Here is a 21405-nt window from a genome sequence, read left to right as displayed (position 1 = left end):
TCATATGCGTCTGCGAGCATCGGGCGGTGGACTACCCGAACGACCAGGCGCCCGGCGCCCCTGTCCGCTCCGGCATTCCGGAGCACGGACGCATCCCCAAGTACTACGCCGTCAAGGCCCGTGTCTCCGCCCTCGTCGACGAGTCGGCCGAGGGCGACCCGCTGCCGACCGAGCGCGATCTCGCCCTGCGGTTCGCGGTGTCGCGCGAGACCGTGCGACAGGCGCTGCGCGAACTCCTGCTGGAGGGACGGCTGCGCCGCCAGGGCCGCGGCACCGTCGTCGCCGGCCCCAAACTGGAGCAGCCGCTCTCGCTCGCGAGTTACACCGAAGGCGTGCGCAAGCAGGGCCGCAGGCCCGGCCGCAACCTCATCGGCCTGGACCGTTTTCCCTGCTCGGCGGCGCTGGCGGAGGAGATCGGCGCGAGCGTCGGTGAGCCGGTGTGGCACATGGAGCGGGTGCTGCTCGCGGACGACGAGCGCGTCGGACTGGAGAGCACGTACGTCACCGTCGCCCGGGTGCCGCGCCTGGACGCCGACTTCGACCCCGACTCCTCCTTCTACGCCTATCTGCGGGAGCGGCTGTCCATCGCCTTCGGCGATGCGGACGAGCGGATCGAGACGGTGCTGGCCACACCGCGCGAGGCGTTGCTGATCGGTACGCCGCCGGCGCTGCCGATGCTGCTGCTGCACCGTCTGTCGCGCGACACCGACGGCAGCCCGCTGGAGCGCGTACGGACGCTGTACAGGGGCGACCGCTTCAGCTTCACCACCCATCTCGGCAACGGCGGCTGACCGGCCGCGACAGCCGTCGGCGGCGGGCAGGTGATCCGCAGGCGACCCGCACCGGACCTCCGCCTCATCACAGAGTGGTAACGGGTCTAGTCCAAGCTTGACGGCCCGTTCACCGTCCCGTTGCCGGTCGTCCCCGAACGGGACACCGGCCGCGAGGAGCGTTGCGGCCGTGAGAGTCATCGTCGTAGGAGCCGGCGTGGTGGGAACCATGCACGCCTGGCACGCAGTGGAACGCGGCCATGAGGTCGTACAGATCGAGCGGGAGCAGGAGGCCCGGGGCGCGAGCCTGCGCAACTTCGGACAGATCTGGGTGAGCGGCCGCGCGGGCGGGGAGGAGCTCGAAACCGCGCTGCGTGCCCGTGAGTTGTGGCAGTCCATCGGGCGGCGCGTGCCGGAGCTCGGCTTCCGGGCCATCGGTTCGCTCACCCCCGTGCGCAACGAGCGGGAACTGGCCGTCGCCGAAGCGGCGGTCGCCCGCCCCGACGCCGCCGCCCGCGGCTACAAGCTCGTCACCACCGCCGAGGCGCGCGACATCAACCCCGCGCTGCGGGGCCGGTTCATCGCCGCCCTGTGGTGCGAGCGGGATGCGGCGGTGGAGCCCCGGCCCGCCCAACTGGCCCTGAAGAAAGCCCTGCTGGAGTCCGGCCGGTACACCTACCTCGGCGGGCGCGAGGTCCGTGACGTGGTGGGTGAGGCATCCGTCCGCGACGACCACGGCGAGGTGCACACCGGTGACGCCGTCGTGCTGTGCCCGGGCGCCGCGCTCTCCGGTCTCGTCCGCGAACTCGCCCCCGCCCTCCCCGTACGCCGCGTTCGGCTCCAGATGATGCAGACCGACCCGCTCGGCGAGCCGCTGACCACCTCCGTCGCCGACGCCGACAGCTTCCGCTACTACCCCGCCTACGCGAGTGAGGCGCTGGACGCGCTGAACGCCGGGCAGGCGCAGGCCCCGACGGCCGCCGAGCACAGGATGCAGCTCCTGATGGTCCAGCGCCGCGACGGCGGGCTGACCATCGGCGACACCCACGAGTACGAGCACCCCTTCGCCTTCGACACCCTCGACGACCCCTACGAGCACCTCATCGGCGTCGTCGAGTCCTTCCTCGGCCGGCCGCTGCCGAAGGTCCGCCGCCGGTGGGCCGGGGTGTACGCGCAGTGCACCGACACGAGCCGTGTCGTCCACCGGGAGCAGGTGCGCGACGGCGTGTGGCTGGTGACCGGTCCCGGCGGGCGCGGCATGACCTGCTCGCCGGCGATCGCCGAGAAGACCGCGAACGAACTGGGCTGGTGATTTCTGATGACCCGAACGAACCTCGTCGTCCTGGACATGGCCGGTACGACGGTCGCCGACGGCGGACTGGTCGAGCAGGCCTTCGCCGCGGCCGCCGAACGCCTCGGTGAGGCGCCCGAAGCGATGATCGGCCATGTCCGCGCCACCATGGGCGAGTCGAAGATCTCCGTGTTCCGGCACCTCTTCGGCAGCGAGGAGCGCGCACAGCAGGCCAACCGCGCCTTCGAGGATGCCTACGGAGAACTGGTGGGCGCCGGGCGGATCGCCCCCGTCCCCGGCGCGGCCGAAGCCGTCGAGAAGCTGCGGTCCCAGGGCCGTACCGTGGTGCTGACCACCGGTTTCGCCCGCACGACCCAGGACGCGATCCTCGCCGCGCTCGGCTGGCAGGACCTGGTGGAGCTCACGCTCTGCCCCGCCGACGCGGGCGGCCGCGGACGCCCCTACCCGGACATGGTGCTCGCCGCCTTCCTGCGGACGGGTGCGGTGGACGGCGTCAGCGAGATCGCGGTCGCGGGCGACACGTCGTACGACATGCTCAGCGGAGTGCGGTCCGGGGCGGGCGTCGTCGCGGGTGTGCTCACGGGAGCGCACGACAGGACGCAGCTGCTGGACCACGGAGCCACCCATGTGCTGGCGTCGGTCGCCGAGTTGCCGGACCTGCTCGCCGGGGTGGACGACCGATGAGCAGCGGCATCCGCTTCGAGAACGTCTCGGTCGTCTACGGCTCGGGCAGCGGTGGGAACACGGTTCTGGACTCGTTGGACCTCACCGTCGAACCCGGCGAGGTCATGGCCCTGCTCGGTCCCTCGGGCTCCGGCAAGACCACCGCCCTGCGCGCGGTCGCGGGCTTCGTGCAGCCGTCCTCGGGGCGGATCCTCATCGGCGACCGCGATGTCACGGGCCTGCCGCCGCACCGGCGCGGGATCGGGATGGTGGTCCAGCAGTACGCGCTCTTCCCGCACATGAGGGTCGCGGACAACGTGGCCTTCGGGCTCAGGGCCCGCAGGACACCCCGGCGCGAGATCGCCGGAAGGGTCGCCGAGGCGCTGGAGATGACGGGGATGGCGGCGTACGCGCAGCGCCATCCGCGGGAGCTCTCCGGCGGGCAGCAGCAGCGTGTGGCGATCGCCCGGGCGCTCGCGATCCGTCCCGGGGTGCTGCTCCTGGACGAACCGCTGTCCGCGCTGGACGCGCAGCTCAGGTCCGGGATGCTGGCCGAACTGGCCCGGCTGCACCGCGAGTTGCCCGACGTCTCGATCCTGTACGTCACCCACGACCAGGTGGAGGCGCTGACGCTGGCGGACCGCATCGCGGTGCTGGACAAGGCGCGGCTCCAGGACTGCGGCACCCCGCAGGACCTCTACCGGCGGCCGACGACCGAGTTCACGGCCTCGTTCGTCGGCAACGCGAATCTGCTGCCGGTGACCGTGGCGGACCGGGGGGTCTCCTTCCAGGGCGCCGCACTCGACGTGGCCGTCGGGAAAGCCGCGCCCGGCGCGGGCGCCACCCTGTGCGTACGCCCGCATCTCGTGGGGCTGGGCGAGGGGCCCAACGCCCTGCGCGGACGCGTCGCCGAGGTGCAGTGGCGGGGTGCGACCCACCGGCTGTACGTCGAGGTCGACGGGCACCGGGTCACGGCCGATGTCCGCGAACTGCGGGCGGTGCCGGTGCTGGGGGAGGACGTGACCGTCCACTTCGCGCCGGAGGATGCGGTGCTGCTGGGAGCGGGGGTCGGCCATGACCGGTCCGGCTGAGTCCGTGATGGTGGCGGAGCGCCCGGCTCCGGCGCCTGCCCGTACGGCCCCGGTGCGCCGGGTGCCCACCGCGGCCCTGTGGAGCCTGCCGCCCGTCGCGGTCCTCGCTCTCGTCTTCCTCTACCCTCTTGCGCTCGTGGTGCAGGAGTCGCTCGAACCGGGCGCCTACGGACGGGTCTTCGGCTCCGACGCCTTCCGCGAAGCGCTCTCCACGACGGTGTGGCTCGCCGTCGGCGCCACCGTCGGCTGTCTCGTCCTCGGGTTCGCCCTCGCGCTGGTCATCGCCTTCGTCCCGTTCCCCGGCGGGAAGGCCGTCGCCAAGTTCATCGACGTCTTCCTCTCCTTCCCGTCCTTCCTGATCACGCTGGCGCTGCTGTTCGTCTACGGCACGGTCGGGATGGCCAACGGGGTGTGGACGGATGTCACCGGGGCGGGCAGCGGACCGTTCCGGTTCCTCACCACGCCGTGGGGCGTACTCCTCGCGGAGATCACGTACTTCACGCCGTTCGTGATGCGTCCGCTGCTCGCCGCGTTCTCGCAGATCGACACCGCGCAGCTGGAGGTCGCCTCCTCGCTCGGGGCGAAGCCGGCCCGCATCGTCCGGCAGGTGATCCTGCCCGAGGCGCTGCCCGCGCTCGGCGCCGGCGGCAGCCTCGTGCTCGTCATGTGCCTGAACGAGTTCGGGATCGTCCTGTTCACCGGGGCCAAGGACGTCACCACGCTGCCGATGCTCGTCTACGGCAAGGCGATCCTCGAGTCCGACTACCCCGCCGCCTGTGTGGTCGCCGTGGTCAACATCGCGATCTCCGTCGGCCTCTACAGCCTCTACCGAATGGTCAGCCGTCGTGTTGGTGCATAGCCGCAAGGGCACGTGGGCCTGCTGGGCCCTCTTCCTTCTCCTGTTCGTGCCGCTGTTCGCGCTGCCGCTGCTCGTCATCGTCATCGCGTCGTTCTCCACGAACTGGTCCGGCGCCTTCCCCTCCGGGCCGACCGCAGCCCACTACACAGCGGCGGTGCGCGGGGAGTCGTTGCAGGCCCTGACCACCAGTCTGGTCACCGCGGTCACCGCGAGCCTGCTCGCGCTGATCGTCGGCAGCTGGGCCGCACTCGCCGCCGCCGGTCTGAAGAAGCGCGGACGCAGGCTGCTCGACGCGCTGTTCGTGCTGCCGGTCGCCGTCCCCTCGGTCGTCGTCGGCCTCGCGGTCCTGGTCGCCTTCTCCCAGCCCCCGATGCTGCTCAACGGCACCCGCTGGATCGTGATCCTCGCGCACACCGTCCTGGTCACCGCCTTCGCCCATCAGTCGGTCGCCGCAGCCGTCACCCGTCTCGACCCCATGTACGAGCAGGCCGCGGCCAGTCTCGGCGCCCGGCCCCTGTACGTCCTGCTCCGCGTGCGACTGCCGCTCCTGCTGCCGTCGCTCAACGCGGCCGCGGGGCTCTGCTTCGCCCTGTCCATGGGCGAGTTGAGCGCCACGATGATGCTCTACCCGCCGGACTGGATGCCGCTCCCGGTACTGATCTTCACCGCCACCGACCGCGGGTCCCTCTTCACCGGCTCGGCCGTCGCGGTCGTCCTCATGGCGACCACGCTGCTCGTCCTGCTCGCCCTCTCCCGCATCCGTACCAAGGCCTCATTCCGCTAAGGAGCGCACCACGCCATGCTTACGCACACCCTCAAGCCGATCGCCGCCGTCGCCGGCAGCCTCGCCCTCGCCGCCTCCCTCACCGCCTGCGGCGGCACCTCCGCCGCGGCCGACGAGAAGGTCGTCACCGTCTACAGCGCCGACGGCCTCAAGGGCGAGAACGGCGACGGCTGGTACGACCGCATCTTCAAGGACTTCGAGAAGCAGACCGGTATCAAGGTCGAGTACGTGGAGGGCGGCTCCGGCGAGATGGTGCAGCGCGCCGTCCGCGAGAAGTCCAACACCCAGGCCGATGTCCTCGTCACCCTCCCGCCGTTCATCCAGCAGGCAGGCTCCAAGGGACTGCTGCAGAAGTACCAACCGCAGGGCGTGGACAAGGTGAACGGCGCGGACAAGTCCGCCGACGGCACCTGGACCTCGGTCGTCAACAACTACTTCGGGTTCATCCACAACACCAAGCAGCTGCCGAAGGCCCCGGGGACCTGGGAGGCGCTGCTGGACGGCAGGTTCAAGAACAAGCTCCAGTACTCCACGCCCGGTGTCGCGGGTGACGGCACCGCGGTCGTCATCAAGGCGATGCACGACTTCGGCGGCAAGGAGCCGGCGATGGAGTACCTCAAGAAGCTCCAGGCCAACAACGTGGGCCCGTCCTCGTCCACCTCCAAGCTGGCGCCCAAGGTCGACAAGGGCGAGATCCTCGTCGCCAACGGCGATGTGCAGATGAACCACGCCCAGTCCGCCTCCATGCCGAACCTCGGCATCTGGTTCCCGGCGAAGAGCGGCGGCCGGCCGACCACCTTCGCGCTGCCGTACGCGGCCGGGCTCGTGAAGGACGCCCCGCACACCGCGAACGGCCGCAAGCTGCTCGACTTCATGCTCAGCGAGACGGCGCAGCGCCAGGTCAGCGCGATCGGCGGCGGCTTCCCCGCCCGCTCCGACATCAAGCCGACCGACGACAACGCCATCGCGCTCGCCAAGGTGATGGAGGGCGTGGAGATCTTCGAGCCGGACTGGAAGGACATCGACAAGAACCTCCCGTCGTACATCGATGCCTGGAAGTCCGCGACCGGCAGCTGAGAGTTCACCCGGGCCATCTGGTCCGCGCAGATCTGTCGCGGAACGATAACGGGTACGGACCGACGCCCCTGAGGAATCAGGGGCGTCGCTCTGCCCACCTCACCCTCGAACCCACCCTTGACGGAGGATCAGATGCCGATCAACGGCATGTCCCGCCGCTCGGTACTCGCCGCAGGAGCCGCGACCGCCGCGGTCGCCGCCACCGGCACCCTCGCAGCACCCGCCGCCTACGCGGCTCCCACCCTCCCGAACGGCACCAGCAAGGACAAGGTGCTCGTCATCGGCATGGACGGTCTGCGCCACGACCGGATCGACGCCGCCAACGCCCCGCATCTGAAGTCCCTGATGGCGAACGGGACGTACGGGCTCTCGCTGCTCTACGCGCCGCCGATGGCGGCCACCTCCTCCGGCCCCGGCTGGTCGACGATCGCCACGGGCGTCTGGCCCGACAAGCACGGCGTCAAGGACAACTCCTTCGCCGGCAAGAACTACGGCGCCTACCCCGGGTTCCTGGCACGGCTGGCGCAGGTACGCCCCGAGCTGTCCACCTACGCGGCCGTCGACTGGAAGCCGCTCGACGACCAGGGCACCGTCACCCCGGGCGCCGACGGCAAGCTCGTGCTCGACGGGGACCGCGACGGCTACCCGGGGCACGACGCGACCATCGCGAACGAGACCGAGTCGGTCCTGCGGTCCCAGAACCCGGACGTGCTGTTCGTCTACCTCGGCAACACCGACGCCGTCGCGCACAGCTCCGGCACCGGGCAGCGCTACCTCGATGCCATCGCCGTCCAGGACGGGTACCTCGGCCGCTTCCTCGCCGCGATCAAGGCCCGCCCGTCCTACGCCACCGAGCGCTGGACGGTCATCGTCTCCACCGACCACGGTCACGCCGACGCCGGCGGCCACGGCGGCAGCTCCATCGAGGAGCGGCGGACCTTCGTCCTCGCGCAGGGACCCGGCATCGCGGCCGGCGCCCGGCCCGCCGACACCCGGCTCGTCGATGTCGCCGCCACCGTCTTCCACCAGCTCGGCATCGTGCCCGACCCGTCCTGGGGCCTGGACGGCAAGCCGGTCCAGCAGCGCTCCACGGACCCCTTCGACACCCTGCTGCCGTCCCTGACCGGCCGGGTGGACGAGACCGGCATCCCGGCGGGCGTGCTCGGCTTCACGCACACCGCGCCGAGCGGCTGGTCCGTCATCAACAGCGCGATGGGCACCGGCGGTATGACCGAGTGGCGCGGCTGGGCCTTCGCCACCGACGAGTTCTGGTCCCGGTCGCAGCGCGACCAGTGGCGCGAGCTCAACGTCCGCTCGCGCGGTGTCTTCGCCGTCGCCGACTCCGACGAGTGGGCCGACAGGGCGAGCTCGGGGCCGTACGACTCGACGCTGGTGACCCCGGCGTACGGGGTGTCCGGGAAGACGACCGTGCGGCTGGACTTCACCACCCTCTACCGCCACGAGGCCGGCCAGAGCGCCGAGGTCCTCGCCTCCTTCAACGGCGGCACGCCGACCCGGGTCAAGAGCTACACGGCGGACGTGGTGTCGAAGCCGCAGTCGCTGAGCGTGAGTGTCCCCGCGGGGGCCTCCGGCGTCAGCTTCCGCTTCCGCTGCACGGGGGCTAACAACTGGTACTGGGTGATCGACGGGGTCAAGGTCACCGCATCCTGATTAGGCTGGTGGCGCCGGGGGGCACAGCGGCGTACCCCCGGCGCCACCAGCACACTGCGTACGGCAGGAGTCCCGTCACATGGCAGAGCGCAAGCCGATCGAGTCCTGGCTCACCGACATGGACGGTGTCCTGATCCACGAGGGCGTGCCGATCCCCGGCGCGGACGCCTTCATCAAGAAGCTGCGGGAGACCGGGAAGCCCTTCCTGGTCCTGACGAACAATTCCATCTACACGGCGCGCGACCTGCACGCGCGGCTCGGCCGCATGGGGCTCGACGTGCCCGTGGAGAACATCTGGACCTCGGCCCTCGCGACCGCCCAGTTCCTGGACGACCAGCGGCCCGGCGGCACGGCGTACGTCATCGGCGAGGCGGGTCTCACCACCGCGCTGCACGACATCGGCTACATCCTCACCGACCAGGAGCCGGACTACGTCGTGCTCGGGGAGACCCGGACGTACAGCTTCGAGGCCCTCACCAAGGCCATCCGGCTGATCAACGCCGGGGCCAGATTCATCTGCACCAACCCGGACGAGACCGGTCCCTCCGCCGAGGGCCCGCTGCCCGCCACCGGGTCCGTCGCGGCCCTGATCACCAAGGCGACCGGCCGCGATCCGTACTTCGCGGGCAAGCCGAACCCGCTGATGATGCGCACCGGCCTGAACGCCATCGGCGCCCACTCCGAGACCAGCGCCATGATCGGCGACCGGATGGACACCGACGTGCTCGCGGGCCTGGAGGCGGGCATGGAGACGTTCCTGGTGCTCACCGGGGTGACGACGCCGGATCAGATCGACCGCTATCCGTTCCGGGCCTCCACGGTCGTCGACTCGATCGCGGACCTCGTCGACCGGGTGTGACGCCCGCTCGACATCACCCTCACCCAGCGTATTTGTGCAGGTCAGGAGGGTAAGGGTCGGACAAGATCGCTCCTGCGGATGCGAAAACGCGCCAGACGCGTGAATCTTTCGGTGTCAGGAGGTTCACAATGCGTTCAAGTTCGATTGCTCTCCGTGCCGCTGGTGTGGCCGCCGTCCTGGTGCTCGCACCTTTCGCCCCCGAGGCCCGCGCGGACGATGCCGTGGATGTCACGGTGTCCCCGGCCGACGCCGTACCGGGCGACGAGGTGGAGGTGCTGGTCAAGGGCTGCAAGACCACCGCGGGTGCCGCGACGTCGGTGGCCTTCGTCTCCGCTGCCGAGCTCGCCTGGCAGGACGGGCAGCGCTCCCGGCTGTTCGTGGAGACGCGGGTGAAGTCCTCCGTGAAAGTCGGCACCTACACGATCGGTGTGACATGCGACGGCCGCAAGCACCCGGACGTGGGTGTGCTGAAGGTCGTCGAGCGCCGGGCGAAGGCGTCCGCGTCGGCGGAGCCGACCCCGGACGCGCCCGTACGGGCCGGCGGCGGCGGTACGGCGGTCCTGGCCGCCGACCAGGAGCACGTCGAGGTGCGGGACGGCGCGGGCCCGGGCACCGGGCAGGCCGTGACCGGTCTGGTGCTCGCGGGTGCGGCGGCCGTCGCGGTGGCCTTCCGCGGCTCGCGCCGGCGCCGGTCGGGTGCTGAGTGACATGGGGACCGGCGAACGGCCTGCGTCTTCCGGCCGCATGCTCACCGGCGTGGCCTGGGCCGTGCTGCTGCTGGGACTGTGGCTCTGGGGCCGTGAGGTCTCCGGCGGCCCCGGCGGGAGCTCAGCCCCCACCACCGGCGATGTCGCGGCCGTGGGGCGCCCCCTCGGCGTCCCGCTGCCTCCCGCCCACGCCCCGGTGGAGCCGGCCAGGCCCCATCGCGTGGACATCCCCTCGATAGGCGTCAGCGCGGCTGTCGTGCCCCGCGGCCTGGACGCCACCGGGGCCGTGGACCCGCCGCCCTACGCCATGCCGCAGACCGTCGGCTGGTTCGACAAAGGCGCACAGCCCGGCGCCGCGGGACCTTCCCTGCTGGTCGGTCACGTGGACACCGAGACCAAGCCGGCCGTCTTCTACGGCCTGAGCGCCGCGAAGCCCGGTGAGAAGGTGCGGGTGACCAGGGAGGACGGGTCGGTCGCGGTCTTCACCATCGACGACGTCCAGGTCTTCGGCCGGGAGCGGTTCGACGCGCAGGAGGTGTACGGCGCGCGTCAGGACGGGCGGGCCGAGCTGCGGCTGATCACCTGCGGCGGCACCTTCGACCCGGCGAAGAAGGCGTACACGGCCAATGTGGTCGTCTCGGCCTATCTGACCGGGGTGACGACGGGTCCGGCCGCGGCACAGGCGGTCGACGAGCCCTGACGCGTGCGGACAGAGCGAAGGCCCCTCACCGATGGTGAGGGGCCTCGCTGTGCGTGCGCCGCCAGGGACTCGAACCCCGGACCCGCTGATTAAGAGTCAGCTGCTCTAACCAACTGAGCTAGCGGCGCCTGCTGACCTGGAGAACTTTACCGGATGGCGACGAGTGCCTCCGACCATTATCTGATCGCTCCCGGCCTGTCGGATGGTCGTTTTTTACCTTTGGTCCGTCAAAATGCGACTAGTCAGGACAGTTGGGGCACCGCCGCACCCCGTGCGCCGGTCCCGAAAGATCTTCACTAGTAGTGCGGAGGGGCCACGTATGACGGTGCCGGTGTTCGAGGAGTACGAGCCCGCCCCGGACTGCGACTGCCCGGGCTGCGCCCTGCAGCGCCGAGCGCTCGCCGCCGGTGAGCACCCGGCGGCCCACGGATGCCGGAGGGCGCTCGTCCTCGTCACCGCCGCCGGTGTGGTGCTGGGCGGCGGGGGCGCGGGGGCCGCGCACGCGTCGGCGCCCGCGGCCGGCCGGTCCCACCCGGGGATCTCCGGGCTCGGGCTCGGGCTCGATGCGGCGATGGCGCCCGCGGACGATCCGGACAGCGAGCAGGGAGGCAGGGGCCCGCTGCACGGCAGGCCGCTCGCCGGCCCGTCCGGCAAGCCGGCGGCCACCCCCGAACTCCGGAAGACCACCCGGGCCGAGATCATCAACCGCGCCAAGAAATGGCTCGCCGCCAAGGTCCCGTACAGCATGGAGGCGTACTGGTCCGACGGCTACCGCCAGGACTGTTCGGGGTATGTCTCGATGGCGTGGAACCTCGTCGGCAACGAGTGGACCGGCAGCCTCCACCAGTTCGGCACCCGCATCACCCGCGAGGAGCTCCAGCCCGGCGACATGCTGCTCTTCCACAACCCGGCCAATCCGACCAAGGGCTCGCACGTCACGCTCTTCGGCGGCTGGACCGACTACACGCACACCTCCTACGTCGCGTACGAGCAGACCAAGCCGAGCACGCGCAAGCAGGCCACGCCCATGGGGTACTGGACCAACTCCGACAAGTACATCCCCTACCGCTACAAGGGCCTGAGCGGCGTCACGACCACACCCGGCCCCTCGGCGACCGCGGCGTTCCCGGGGGCGGCCTCCTTCGGGCCCGGGAAGAACAACAAGCACGTCACCGACCTCGGCAGGATGCTGGTGGCCCGGGGCGGCGGGCGGTTCTACACCGAGGGCCCCGGGCCGCGCTGGGGCGAGGCCGACCGCAGGGCCACCCAGGCTTTCCAGCTGGCCCAGGGCTGGCGGGGCGCGGAGGCGGACGGGCTGCCGGGCGCGCACACCTGGCGGCTGCTCGCCGGCGGACAGGGCAGGAGCATCCCGGCCGCGGGGACGGCCGGACCGGGGTCCGTGACCGCGCCCTTCCCGGGCCGGGGCCACTTCCGGCCGGGGCAGTCCAACGCGTACGTCACCCAGCTCGGCAAGCAGCTGGTGAAGCGCGGCTTCGGCAAGCACTACACGACCGGGCCCGGTCCGCGCTGGACGGAGGCCGACCGGCGCAACGTCGAGGCCTTCCAGCGTTCGCTCGGCTGGCGCGGCGCCGAGGCCGACGGCTACCCGGGGCCGCACACCTGGAGCAAGCTCTTCGCCGCGGCGCGCTGAGGGCCGCGTGACGGCAGAAACCGGTCCCCGGCGCGCCGGGGACCGGCGTGACAGCAGGACGGATCGACCAGCGGAGGCGGCAGGCATGAACACCACGACCCCGGAGACCGACGGCGGCGCCCCCTTCGACGGGCCGCGGCACACCCCGGTCATCGCCCAGGAGGCCACCACCGAGATCCCGGTGCACCTGCTGTTCCGCGACGACGACTCCGCGCCGATCGCCCTGCGGCCCGCCGTGGTCGGACGCCGGCAGGGCACCGGGGAGCAGCCGAGGATCGGCCGCAGGACATCGGCGCCCCGGCCCACCCCCGCGCCGCTGCGGCCCCCGCCGCCCGTCGACCCGGAGCTGGCCGAGCGGGCCGGGCCGGTGCTGCCGGGCTGGACGGGGCTGGTGGCCGGGGCGTGCGCGCTCGCCGGGATCGGGACGGTGCTGTGGGGCGCCGGGGTGGTGCCGGCGATGGTGACCCGGATGGTCCGGGTGACCGCGCAGCCGTACCACGGTCTCGGTCTCGGCCTGTGGTGCCTGGTGACCCTCGGGGTGCTGCTCGCGCTCTTCGCACTCGGCGGGCTCGGTCGCGGACAGGTGGGCCACGCCTGGGTGCTGACGCTGTTCGGTGAGTACCGGGGGAGTGTGCGGCGCACGGGGCTGGTGTGGATGAGCCCGCTGCTGCTGCGCCGCCGGGTGGACGTCAGGCTGCGGCACTGGCGCAGCGAGCCGATGCCGGCGGTCGACGCGGACGGCACCGCGCTGCGCGTCGTCGTGCTGGTGGTGTGGCAGATCAAGGACACCGCGCGGGCGGCGCTCGGTGTGGAGGACCACGAGGAGTATCTGAGCGAGCAGGTGGAGTCGGCGATGGCGCGGGTGCTCTCGCAGCTTCCCGCGGACGCGTTCCACGAGGACGCTCCGACCTTGCGCAACGCGGAGGCCGTGGGGGCCGCGCTGACGCGCATGCTGCTGGCCGAGTGTGCTCCGGTGGGGATCGAGGTCTTCTCGGCCCAGCCGGTGGGGATCGAGTACGCGCCCGAGGTGGCGGAGGCGATGCAGCGACGGCAGATCGCGGCGATCGACGCCAGGCACCGGGACAGCGTGCTCACGTCGGTGGTGGACGCGGTGGACGACACGGTGACCCGGCTGACCTCGCGCGGCCTCGTGGAGCTGGACGACTACGAGCGCAAGGCTCTGGTCAAGGACCTCACCGTTGCCTTCTACACGGGCCGTTCCGGGTCAAGGGAAGGTTAGCTATTGGTCTGGACATGGTGAACTCTGGTCAATACATTGGGTGTTGGTCTAGACCGGAACATGCACTACCGCACAACCGCACGCGTGCAGCACGGCTCGTTGAACTCCCCCACGTTCCCTGGAGCGAAGCATGCGCAAGAGGATTACTGCGGCCGCTGTCGGTCTGCTGGTGACGGGCGCGACCGTACTCGCCACCGGCAGCGCGAGCAGCCACGGCTACACCGAATCACCCATCAGCCGCCAGAAGCTCTGTGCCAACGGCACGGTGCAGAACTGCGGAAACATCCAGTGGGAACCGCAGAGCGTCGAGGGGCCCAAGGGCTTCCCCGGTGCCGGTCCCGCCGACGGAAAGATATGCGCGGGCGGCAACGGCCAGTTCGCGCAGCTCGACGACCCGCGCGGTGGGTCGTGGCCCGCCACCAGGGTCTCGTCGGGTCAGAACTACACGTTCAGCTGGCGCTTCACCGCCCGGCACCGCACCACCGATTTCAAGTACTACATCACCAAGAGCGGCTGGAATCCCAGCCAGCCGCTGACCAGGTCGGCGCTTGAGTCGCAGCCGTTCCTGACCGTTCCCTACGGCGGCAACCAGCCGCCGGAGACCCTTTCGCACAGCGGCAATCTGCCGTCACGTTCGGGCAAGCACCTGATCCTCGCGGTGTGGACCGTCCATGACACGGCGAATGCCTTCTATGCCTGCTCGGACGTTCAGTTCTGACAGGTTGTCAGTTACCGTGCGGCGCCATGGGAATCACGGGCACGAGCACCGTCGCGGAGCTCGTCCAGCGCCAGTGGGGTGATCACCGGGTGGGGCTGAGGGACCGGAGCCGGGTCCTCAGCCACCATCAGGTGGCCGCCGGCGCTGCCGCACGCGCTGCGCTCCTCGTGGATCTGTTGCCACGCGGGGCGGAGCCGCACCTCGGGGTACTGCTCGACAACACCCCGGAGTTTCCCCTGTGGCTCAGTGCGGCGGCCTTGGCCGGGGCCGCCGTGGCGGGCATCAACCCGACGCGCCGCGGGGCGGAACTCGCCCGCGACATCGTGCACACCGACTGCCGGGTGCTGGTCACCGAACGCGCCCACCTTCCCCTCCTCGACGGGCTGAGCCTGCCGGGGATACGGGTGCTGGTGACCGACACCGACGCGTACGGCGGCCTTCTCGCCCCGTACGCCGCCGCGAAGCCCGGCGACGCCGTCGTCGGGCCGGTCGGGCCGCGCAGCAGAATGCTGCTCTCCTTCACGTCCGGGTCGACGGGCGCGCCCAAGGCGGCGATCTGCTCGCAGGGCAGACTGGCGGCGGCCGGGGCATCGCTGGTGGCGCACTTCGGCGTCCGCGAGGACGACGTCCACTACATCTGCATGCCCATGTTCCACGGCAACGCGGTGATCGCCGACTGGGCGCCCGCGCTGGCCGGCGGCGCGGCGGTGGCGCTGCGCGACCGCTTCTCGGCATCCGGATTCCTCACCGACGTAAGGGACTTCGGCGCCACCTACTTCACCTATGTGGGGCGGGCCGTGCAGTACATCCTGGCCACGCCCGCACACCACGACGACCGCTCCCACCGGCTGCGGCTGGGTTTCGGCACCGAAGCGGGACCGGTGGACGCGGCCCGGTTCCAGGAGCGGTTCGGCGTGCGGCTGGTCGAGGGCTACGGCTCCTCCGAGGGCGGGGCCGCGATCCAGCGCACCCCCGGCACCCCGGCGGGCGCCGTCGGACGGGCGGCCGCGGGCGACGACCTGGCCGTGGTCGACCCCGCGACCGGCGACGAGCGGCCGGCCGCCGTGATCGGTCCGGACGGACAGCTGCTCAACGGAACCGAGGCGATAGGGGAGTTGGTCAACCGGGGTCCGAACCCCTTCGAGGGCTACTGGCGCCACCCGGAGGCGGACGCGGCGCGGCGCCGGGGCGGCTGGTACTGGACGGGCGACCTGTTCTTCCGCGACGGACAGGGCTACCTCTACTTCGCCGGCCGCACCGACGACCGGCTGCGGGTGGACAGCGAGAACCTGGCCGCGTCGATGATCGAGAACATTCTGGCGCGCTGGCCGGCCACGACGGGGGCGGCGGTGTACGCGGTCCCCGACCCGGTCGCCGGCGACCAGGTGATGGCGGCGCTCGCCCTGCCCGAGGAGCGGCCCTTCGACCCGGTGGCCTTCGCGGACTTCCTGTCGGCGCAACCGGACCTGGGGACGAAGATGACACCCCGGTTCGTACGGGTGCTGCCGAGGCTGCCGGTGACGGCGACCAACAAGGTGCACCGGGTCGCGCTGCGGCGGGAGGGCTTTTGCTGCGAGGACCCCGTGTGGTGGCTCCCGGACGGCGAGGACCTGCACCGGCCGCTGACTGCGGAGGACGTGGCGGACCTGGAGCGGCGCTACGCGGAGCAGGGGCGCGGGGATCTGCTGGGAAGGTGAGTCACGGCGGGCGGGGTGCCGGGGCGGGGCGGGCTCCGCGCGGCCGCGGGCCGTACGCGGGAGTTATTCGTCCGGGCCTGCTGCCCGGGCGAGTTGGCCCCGTGCGAGCCGGGTCCGGTGCGGGCGGAGGGTCCATTGCGGCCCGGGGGCCCGGCACCCGCACCCGCGCCGCCCCGAACGGTCCCCGCGCGTCGCGGTAGTGCCTGCCCCACCACCGTCGCACCCTCTGGCCCGATGGCTTCGCCCGTAACCCGCGGCCTACCGTTGCCGCATGCCTCCAGCCGAGCCGCTCTTCCGGGCCCTGACCAGGCGGGACTACCTGGTGAGCCGATCGCCGTGGCGCGCTGCCGCGTATCTGGCGAGCAGCGCGCTCACCGGGGTGCCCGCTCTCGTACTGCTCTGCGTCGCCGGGGTGTTGTCCTTCGTGCTCGTCGGGCTGCCGCTGCTCGTCCTCGGCGGGCTCGGACTCGCCGCCGTCGAGCGGCGGCGGATACGGATCGTCGATCCGGCAGTGGCCGTCACCCCTCACCGCACCCCGGACGAACCCGGGATCGGAGCCTGGCTGCGGGTGCGGCTCACCGAACAGGCGACGTGGCGCGAGCTCGCGTACGGGCTGCTGCACGCGCTCGTGCTCTGGCCACTCGACCTGCTCGCCGTGCTCGTCGCCGTCGGGCTGCCCGTCGCCGCCATGGCCGCGCCGCTCCAGCTCGCCGCCGACGGGCACGAGGCACGGGTCGTCAAGACCGTACTGGTCACGGGCTATCCGCAGGCCTTCGCGGCCGCGGCGGCAGGGCTCGTTCTCCTGGCCGTCCTGCTCTGCCCCCTCGGTGCGTTCGCGGGCGGCCGTGCGGCCCTCACCCGGGCGGTGCTCGCGCCCCGCGCGGGAGAACTGGCGAGCCGTCTGCTGGAGGTGACCCGGTCCCGCGCCCGGCTCGTCGACGCCTTCGAGGCCGAACGCCGGCGTATCGAACGCGATGTGCACGACGGCGCCCAACAGCGGCTCGTCGCCCTGACCATGACCCTCGGGCTCGCCAGGATGGACGCTCCGCCCGGCCCGCTCGCCGACCGGCTGGCCTGCGCGCACGACGAGGCCGGACAGGTACTCACCGAACTGCGGGAGCTGATCCGCGGGATCCATCCGCCGGTCCTCACCGACTACGGCCTCGGCCCCGCGCTCGCCGACGCGGCCGACCGGTCCGCCGTCCCCGTGGACACCCACGCCGAACTGCCCCGCCTGGACCGCTCCGTCGAGACCGCCGCGTACTTCGCCGTCTGCGAAGCGCTCGCCAACATCGACAAGCACAGCGGCGCCCGCAGCGCCCGGGTCACGGCGGAGCACGCCCGCGGGCGGCTCACCGTCGAGGTCCGTGACGACGGCCGCGGTGGCGCGCGGCCCGCGGGCGGCAGCGGACTCACCGGGCTCGCCGACCGCATCGCCGTCCTGGATGGCACACTGACGATCACCAGCCCACCGGGCGGCCCGACCCTCCTGCGTGTGGAGATCCCGTGCGACCCGAGCCCGTGCGACCCGAGCCCGTGCGACCCGAATCCGGGCGACCCGAGCCTGCGCGAACCGACTCCGGGCGAACCGCTCCCGTGCGACCCGAGCCCGGGCGAACCGGCCGACCGCTCCGGGTAGTTCTGGCCGAGGACAGCGTCCTGCTGCGCGAAGGACTGACCGGCCTGCTCGCCCGCTTCGGCCACGAGACCGTCGCCGCGGTGGGCGACGCGGAGGCGCTGCGTACCGCCGTCGCCGAGCACACGCCGGACATCGTGGTCACCGACGTCCGGATGCCGCCCGGTTTCCAGGACGAGGGACTGCGCGCCGCCGTCGCGCTGCGCGAACGGAACCCCGCGCTGCCCGTGCTGGTGCTCAGTCAGTACGTCCAGCGCACCTACGCGGCCGACCTGCTCGACAGCGGCGACGGCACCGGCATCGGCTATCTCCTCAAGGACCGGGTCGGCCGGATCGAGGAGTTCCTCGACGCGCTCACCCGTGTCGCCGAGGGCGGCACGGTCGTCGACCCGGAGGTCGTACGGCAGTTGCTCCGCCGCCGCCGCGACCCGCTGGCCGCGCTCACACCACGTGAGCGCGAGGTGCTCGCGCTGGTGGCGGAGGGCAGGTCGAACGCGGCGATCGCCCGCGCGCTCGTCGTCACCGAGGCGGCGGTCGGCAAGCACATCGGCAACATTCTCGCCAAACTCGACCTGCCGCCGGCCGAGGACACCCACCGCCGGGTCCTCGCCGTCCTCGCCTTCCTGAGCTCATGAGCCCCGCACGACCCCGTGCGCCCCGTCTGTTTCAGGGCGCATTGGCGTAATACCGGAGTGGCCGGTGATGCCCCGGGGAAGGTCCCAGACCTCCGAGACCTGGGAGCCCGCCGTGCCGCCCGTGCCAGCCGATGCGTCCGTACCGCCCATGCACCGCCGTCAGTTCCTCCAGACCGCCGCCGTCCTGGCGGCGGGAGCGGCCGGGACCGTGGGTGCCCTCGACACCGCCGCCGCGGCACCCGTCGCACCGGCGGCCGGCACGGCGACGGCGGCCCCGGCGACCGGGCTGCACTTCACGGCCGCCACCAACGGCGCCGCCGCCCCCGCGTCCGGCGGACGCTTCGTCGCCGAGGTGCAGAACATCCTCTGGTCCGTCCCGGCCGACGGGTCCCCGGCGACCGCCCTCACCCGGCCCGACCTGGAGCCGGGCCGTCCCGTCTGCTCCCCGGACGGCCGGCGGGTCGCCATGGCCTGCTACCAGGGCGGCCAGTTCCACATCTGGACGATGGCCGCCGACGGGTCGGGACTGCGGCAACTCACCGACGGACCGTGGGACGACCGCGCCCCCGCCTGGTCGCCGGACGGCACCCGGATCGTCTTCTCCTCCGAACGCGGCGGCGACCCGGTCACCGGCAGTCCGTACCGGATCTGGACCGTCGAGGTCCGCACGGGACGGCTGACCCGGCTCACCGGTCTGCCCGGCCAGGACAACCCCGACGTGCCCTGGGAGGACTACGACCCCGTCTGGTCGCCGGACGGCACCCGCGTCGTCTTCGTCCGCGCCCGCCTCGAATCCGGCGTCCTCAGGGCGCGCACCCTCGCGGCCGTCCCCGCCGCCGGCGGCGAGGTGACGGTCGAGCACACCGAGACCGAACCGGGCAATCTGCTCACCCCCGCCATCTCCCCGGCGGGCCGCCGTGCCTGGCTGCGCGCGATCGGCTCCGCCACGCGGTACGAGCGCATGGTCCTCGTGGTGGACGGCAGACCCGCCGCCGTGGACGGCGAGATCGCGGGCGTCCCGCCGCGCTGGCTGGACGACGAACGGCTGCTCCTCACGGTCGGCGGCCGGTTCACCGTCGTCCGGCCGCACCGCGACGCCCCCGCCGAGCAGATCGGATTCAGCGCCACCCTCCCCGTCGAGCGCCCCGAGTACCGGGTCAAGGCGTACGACTTCGAGCCCCGCGGCGCCCGTCCCGTACGCGGCATCCATCTGCCCGCGCTCTCCCCGGACGGCCGTTCCGTCGCCTTCGTCTCGCTCAACGCCCTGTGGATCCAGGGGACTTCGGCCGGCTCCCGGCCCCGCAAGGTGGTGCAGGCCGACCCGGCGACCTACCTCCAGGGCCCGGCCTGGGCGCCCGACGGCACCTCGCTGGTGTACGTCGACGACCGCGACGGCGGTCTGAACACCGTCCGCCGCCACGACCTCGCGACCGGCGCGGACACCGTGCTGGCGGGCGGCGGCAGGGTCCACCCCGCGCTCTCCCCGGACGGCGGACGGCTCGCCTGCCTCGACGTCGCGGGCAATCTCCTCGTCCGCGACCTGGCCGCGGGCACCGAGAAGACGCTGGCCGCGCCGATGGGCGGCGGGGGACTGCCCGGCCCGCCCAGCTGGTCGCCCGACGGCCGCCACCTCGTCTACTGCGACCGCAACCGGCTCAACCGCCGCTTCCGCGAGGGCTACAACCTCATCCGCGTCATCGACACCACCACCGGCAGCTCGGCCCTCCACCCGCTCGCGCCGCACGTCTCGCTCTCCGACCGCTATGCGAGCGGACCCGTCTGGTCCCCGGACGGCCGTCACCTCGCCTGCGTCAGCGAGTCCGCGCTGTGGCTGCTGCCGGTGCGCGCCGACGGCACACCGGACGGCGCCCCGCGCCGGATCACCGACGAGGCGGCCGACCACCCCAGCTGGTCCGGGGACTCGCGCACCCTGCTGTATCTGTCGAACGGGCGGCTGCGGCTGCTGGAGCCGGGCGGCCGTCCCCGGACCGTCCCCGTCCCGCTCTCCTACCGCAGGCCGGCCCCGGTGGAGACCGTCGTCCACGCGGGCCGGCTCTGGGACGGCACGGGGTCCGCGCCCCGCGAGGACGTGGACATCGTGATCCGGGACGGCCGTGTCGCGGGTGTCGAGGCGCATCGCGCCTCCCGCCGCGCCGCGCGGAGGATCGACGCCTCGCGGCAGACCGTCCTGCCGGGACTGTGGGACACCCACACCCATCCGTGGCAGTACACCTACGGCGCCCGTCAGACCGCCGTGTCCCTCGCCTACGGCATCACCACCACGGTCTCCCTCGCGGGCTTCTCCTACGAACAGGCCAGGCTCCGCGAGGACATCACCGCGGGCCGGCTCGCCGGGCCGAGGCTGCTGACCACCGGTGAACTGCTCGACGGCTCCCGGGTCGCGTACAGCATGGGCCGCGCCCACCGCACGCCCGAGGGCCTCCAGCGCTCACTGGCCCGCGGGGCGGCCCTGGACTGGGACTTCGTCAAGACCTACGTTCGCGCACCCGCCTGGCTGATGTCGGAGGCGGCCCGCTTCGGCCACGAGCTGCTGGGGGTACGGTCCGGCTCCCACCTGTGCTCCCAGGGCTTCCAGACCGGCCAGGACTTTACCTCGCACCTGGTGGCGACCGAACGCGCGGAGTACGGCCACGGCGCGACCGCCGAGGGGTTCACCCATCAGGACACCGTCGAGAACTACGCCAACGGCTTCCATCTGATCGAGACCCCCTTCACCGCGATCACCGTCCTCTCGGACCATCCGGGCCTGCTGGACGACCCCCGGGTCACCGCGATGATGCCGCCGTGGGACGTGCTGGCCCTGCGCGAGCGAGCCGCCATGCCCGTCACCGACGCCGAACGGCTCTCCCTGCGCCGGGAGTTCGCCACCTGCCGCAAGGTGATCGCGGCGGGCGGTCTGGTCGCACTCGGCACGGACACCCCGCTCACCCCCGTCGGCCTGCACCTCCACCTCGGTCTGCGGGCCATGGTCGCCCACGGCTTCACCCCCGCCGAGGCCCTGCTGACGGCGACGGCGAACGCGGCGAAGGTCTTCGGGGCGCACCGGGATCTCGGCACGGTCGAGCCGGGCCGGCTGGCGGACCTGACGGTGGTCGACGGAGACCCGTTCACGGACTTCGACACCTTGATGAACACCGCCCGCGTCCTCATCGCGGGCCGCAGCCACGAGCGCGGTGCGCTGGAGGACGTCTACGCCCGGCCGGCGCCGGAGCGGGCGGACATCGGCCATGCGCTGTGGGCGGCGGCGAGCGAGGTGATGCACCGCGAGGGCTGCTGCGGCTGACGCCGGGCCTCGGACACAGGTATGGCACCGG

At 72.3% G+C, this 21405-nt stretch carries 18 protein-coding genes and 1 tRNA gene; 18 read left to right on the top strand and 1 reads right to left on the bottom strand.

Annotation, left to right across the window (positions count from 1 at the left end):
• The first annotated feature begins 26 nt into the window (after positions 1-26).
• The 11 genes from ACFWU3_RS19070 (at position 27) to ACFWU3_RS19020 (ending at position 10493) form a co-directional block, all read left to right on the top strand.
• Positions 27-791 (top strand): GntR family transcriptional regulator, encoded by a 765-nt coding sequence (locus ACFWU3_RS19070; RefSeq protein ID WP_384438511.1) that lies wholly within the window; start codon positions 27-29, stop codon positions 789-791.
• 169 nt (positions 792-960) lie between these two features.
• The gene (locus tag ACFWU3_RS19065; RefSeq protein ID WP_384438508.1) at positions 961-2082 is read left to right on the top strand and encodes a TIGR03364 family FAD-dependent oxidoreductase; all 1122 of its coding nucleotides are present in this window, start codon (positions 961-963) and stop codon (positions 2080-2082) included.
• Between the two features lie 6 nt (positions 2083-2088).
• The gene (locus ACFWU3_RS19060; RefSeq protein WP_384438505.1) at positions 2089-2766 is read left to right on the top strand and encodes a phosphonatase-like hydrolase; all 678 of its coding nucleotides are present in this window, start codon (positions 2089-2091) and stop codon (positions 2764-2766) included.
• Positions 2763-3836 carry an ABC transporter ATP-binding protein gene (locus ACFWU3_RS19055; protein WP_384438502.1) on the top strand — a complete coding sequence of 358 codons (1074 nt, stop codon included), beginning with the start codon at positions 2763-2765 and terminating at the stop codon, positions 3834-3836. Before ACFWU3_RS19060 ends, ACFWU3_RS19055 begins: the two co-directional genes overlap by 4 nt.
• The gene (locus ACFWU3_RS19050) at positions 3820-4695 is read left to right on the top strand and encodes a 2-aminoethylphosphonate ABC transporter permease subunit (RefSeq protein ID WP_384438499.1); all 876 of its coding nucleotides are present in this window, start codon (positions 3820-3822) and stop codon (positions 4693-4695) included. The genes ACFWU3_RS19055 and ACFWU3_RS19050 overlap by 17 nt, the downstream gene beginning before the upstream one ends.
• The gene (locus tag ACFWU3_RS19045; RefSeq protein WP_384438496.1) at positions 4682-5479 is read left to right on the top strand and encodes an ABC transporter permease; all 798 of its coding nucleotides are present in this window, start codon (positions 4682-4684) and stop codon (positions 5477-5479) included. Before ACFWU3_RS19050 ends, ACFWU3_RS19045 begins: the two co-directional genes overlap by 14 nt.
• Positions 5480-5494: 15 nt before the next feature.
• A complete protein-coding gene (locus ACFWU3_RS19040; RefSeq protein WP_384438493.1) occupies positions 5495-6556 on the top strand; it encodes a 2-aminoethylphosphonate ABC transporter substrate-binding protein in 1062 nt (353 codons plus the stop codon).
• Positions 6557-6688: 132 nt separating this feature from the next.
• On the top strand, positions 6689-8227 hold the full coding sequence (locus ACFWU3_RS19035) for an alkaline phosphatase family protein (RefSeq protein ID WP_384438490.1): 1539 nt from the start codon (positions 6689-6691) through the stop codon (positions 8225-8227).
• A 79-nt stretch (positions 8228-8306) separates the two neighbouring features.
• On the top strand, positions 8307-9086 hold the full coding sequence (locus ACFWU3_RS19030; protein WP_384438487.1) for an HAD-IIA family hydrolase: 780 nt from the start codon (positions 8307-8309) through the stop codon (positions 9084-9086).
• Positions 9087-9214: 128 nt separating this feature from the next.
• A complete protein-coding gene (locus ACFWU3_RS19025) occupies positions 9215-9793 on the top strand; it encodes a hypothetical protein (protein WP_384438484.1) in 579 nt (192 codons plus the stop codon).
• A 1-nt stretch (position 9794) separates the two neighbouring features.
• Positions 9795-10493 (top strand): class F sortase, encoded by a 699-nt coding sequence (locus tag ACFWU3_RS19020; RefSeq protein ID WP_384438481.1) that lies wholly within the window; start codon positions 9795-9797, stop codon positions 10491-10493.
• A 54-nt stretch (positions 10494-10547) separates the two neighbouring features.
• Here ACFWU3_RS19020 and ACFWU3_RS19015 read toward each other — a convergent pair.
• A tRNA-Lys gene (locus ACFWU3_RS19015) sits at positions 10548-10621 on the bottom strand.
• A gap of 191 nt (positions 10622-10812) precedes the next feature.
• Between ACFWU3_RS19015 and ACFWU3_RS19010 the strand changes: the two genes are divergently transcribed.
• From ACFWU3_RS19010 to ACFWU3_RS18980, 7 genes are all read left to right on the top strand, one after another.
• Positions 10813-12144, top strand: coding sequence for a peptidoglycan-binding protein (locus ACFWU3_RS19010; protein ID WP_384438478.1), 1332 nt, complete (start codon positions 10813-10815; stop codon positions 12142-12144).
• A gap of 85 nt (positions 12145-12229) precedes the next feature.
• Positions 12230-13384 carry an SPFH domain-containing protein gene (locus ACFWU3_RS19005; RefSeq protein ID WP_384438475.1) on the top strand — a complete coding sequence of 385 codons (1155 nt, stop codon included), beginning with the start codon at positions 12230-12232 and terminating at the stop codon, positions 13382-13384.
• 130 nt (positions 13385-13514) lie between these two features.
• Positions 13515-14102, top strand: a complete 588-nt coding sequence (locus ACFWU3_RS19000) for a lytic polysaccharide monooxygenase (protein WP_384438472.1) — start codon at positions 13515-13517, stop codon at positions 14100-14102.
• A gap of 32 nt (positions 14103-14134) precedes the next feature.
• Entirely contained in the window at positions 14135-15799 is a 1665-nt protein-coding gene (locus ACFWU3_RS18995) for an AMP-binding protein (protein WP_384438604.1), read from the top strand.
• Between the two features lie 271 nt (positions 15800-16070).
• Positions 16071-17438 carry a sensor domain-containing protein gene (locus ACFWU3_RS18990; RefSeq protein WP_384438469.1) on the top strand — a complete coding sequence of 456 codons (1368 nt, stop codon included), beginning with the start codon at positions 16071-16073 and terminating at the stop codon, positions 17436-17438.
• Entirely contained in the window at positions 17396-18070 is a 675-nt protein-coding gene (locus tag ACFWU3_RS18985; RefSeq protein ID WP_384438466.1) for a response regulator, read from the top strand. Before ACFWU3_RS18990 ends, ACFWU3_RS18985 begins: the two co-directional genes overlap by 43 nt.
• A 148-nt stretch (positions 18071-18218) precedes the next feature.
• Positions 18219-21374 carry an amidohydrolase family protein gene (locus tag ACFWU3_RS18980; protein ID WP_384438601.1) on the top strand — a complete coding sequence of 1052 codons (3156 nt, stop codon included), beginning with the start codon at positions 18219-18221 and terminating at the stop codon, positions 21372-21374.
• Positions 21375-21405: the final 31 nt, after the last annotated feature.

The organism is Streptomyces sp. NPDC058685, from assembly GCF_042714725.1.
In the GTDB taxonomy this organism is placed as follows: Bacteria; Actinomycetota; Actinomycetes; order Streptomycetales; family Streptomycetaceae; genus Streptomyces.
This window is presented reverse-complemented; position numbering and strand designations above follow the sequence as displayed.

Bases quoted from the DNA above. Each gene is read 5' to 3' on its own strand.
- ACFWU3_RS19060 (WP_384438505.1), top strand. From the start codon at position 2,089: ATGACCCGAACGAACCTCGTCGTCCTGGACATGGCCGGTACGACGGTC.
- ACFWU3_RS19055 (WP_384438502.1), top strand. From the start codon at position 2,763: ATGAGCAGCGGCATCCGCTTCGAGAACGTCTCGGTCGTCTACGGCTCG.
- ACFWU3_RS19050 (WP_384438499.1), top strand. From the start codon at position 3,820: ATGACCGGTCCGGCTGAGTCCGTGATGGTGGCGGAGCGCCCGGCTCCG.
- ACFWU3_RS19040 (WP_384438493.1), top strand. From the start codon at position 5,495: ATGCTTACGCACACCCTCAAGCCGATCGCCGCCGTCGCCGGCAGCCTC.
- ACFWU3_RS19035 (WP_384438490.1), top strand. From the start codon at position 6,689: ATGCCGATCAACGGCATGTCCCGCCGCTCGGTACTCGCCGCAGGAGCC.
- ACFWU3_RS19030 (WP_384438487.1), top strand. From the start codon at position 8,307: ATGGCAGAGCGCAAGCCGATCGAGTCCTGGCTCACCGACATGGACGGT.
- ACFWU3_RS19025 (WP_384438484.1), top strand. From the start codon at position 9,215: ATGCGTTCAAGTTCGATTGCTCTCCGTGCCGCTGGTGTGGCCGCCGTC.
- ACFWU3_RS19020 (WP_384438481.1), top strand. From the start codon at position 9,795: ATGGGGACCGGCGAACGGCCTGCGTCTTCCGGCCGCATGCTCACCGGC.
- ACFWU3_RS19010 (WP_384438478.1), top strand. From the start codon at position 10,813: ATGACGGTGCCGGTGTTCGAGGAGTACGAGCCCGCCCCGGACTGCGAC.
- ACFWU3_RS19005 (WP_384438475.1), top strand. From the start codon at position 12,230: ATGAACACCACGACCCCGGAGACCGACGGCGGCGCCCCCTTCGACGGG.
- ACFWU3_RS19000 (WP_384438472.1), top strand. From the start codon at position 13,515: ATGCGCAAGAGGATTACTGCGGCCGCTGTCGGTCTGCTGGTGACGGGC.
- ACFWU3_RS18990 (WP_384438469.1), top strand. From the start codon at position 16,071: ATGCCTCCAGCCGAGCCGCTCTTCCGGGCCCTGACCAGGCGGGACTAC.
- ACFWU3_RS18980 (WP_384438601.1), top strand. From the start codon at position 18,219: ATGCACCGCCGTCAGTTCCTCCAGACCGCCGCCGTCCTGGCGGCGGGA.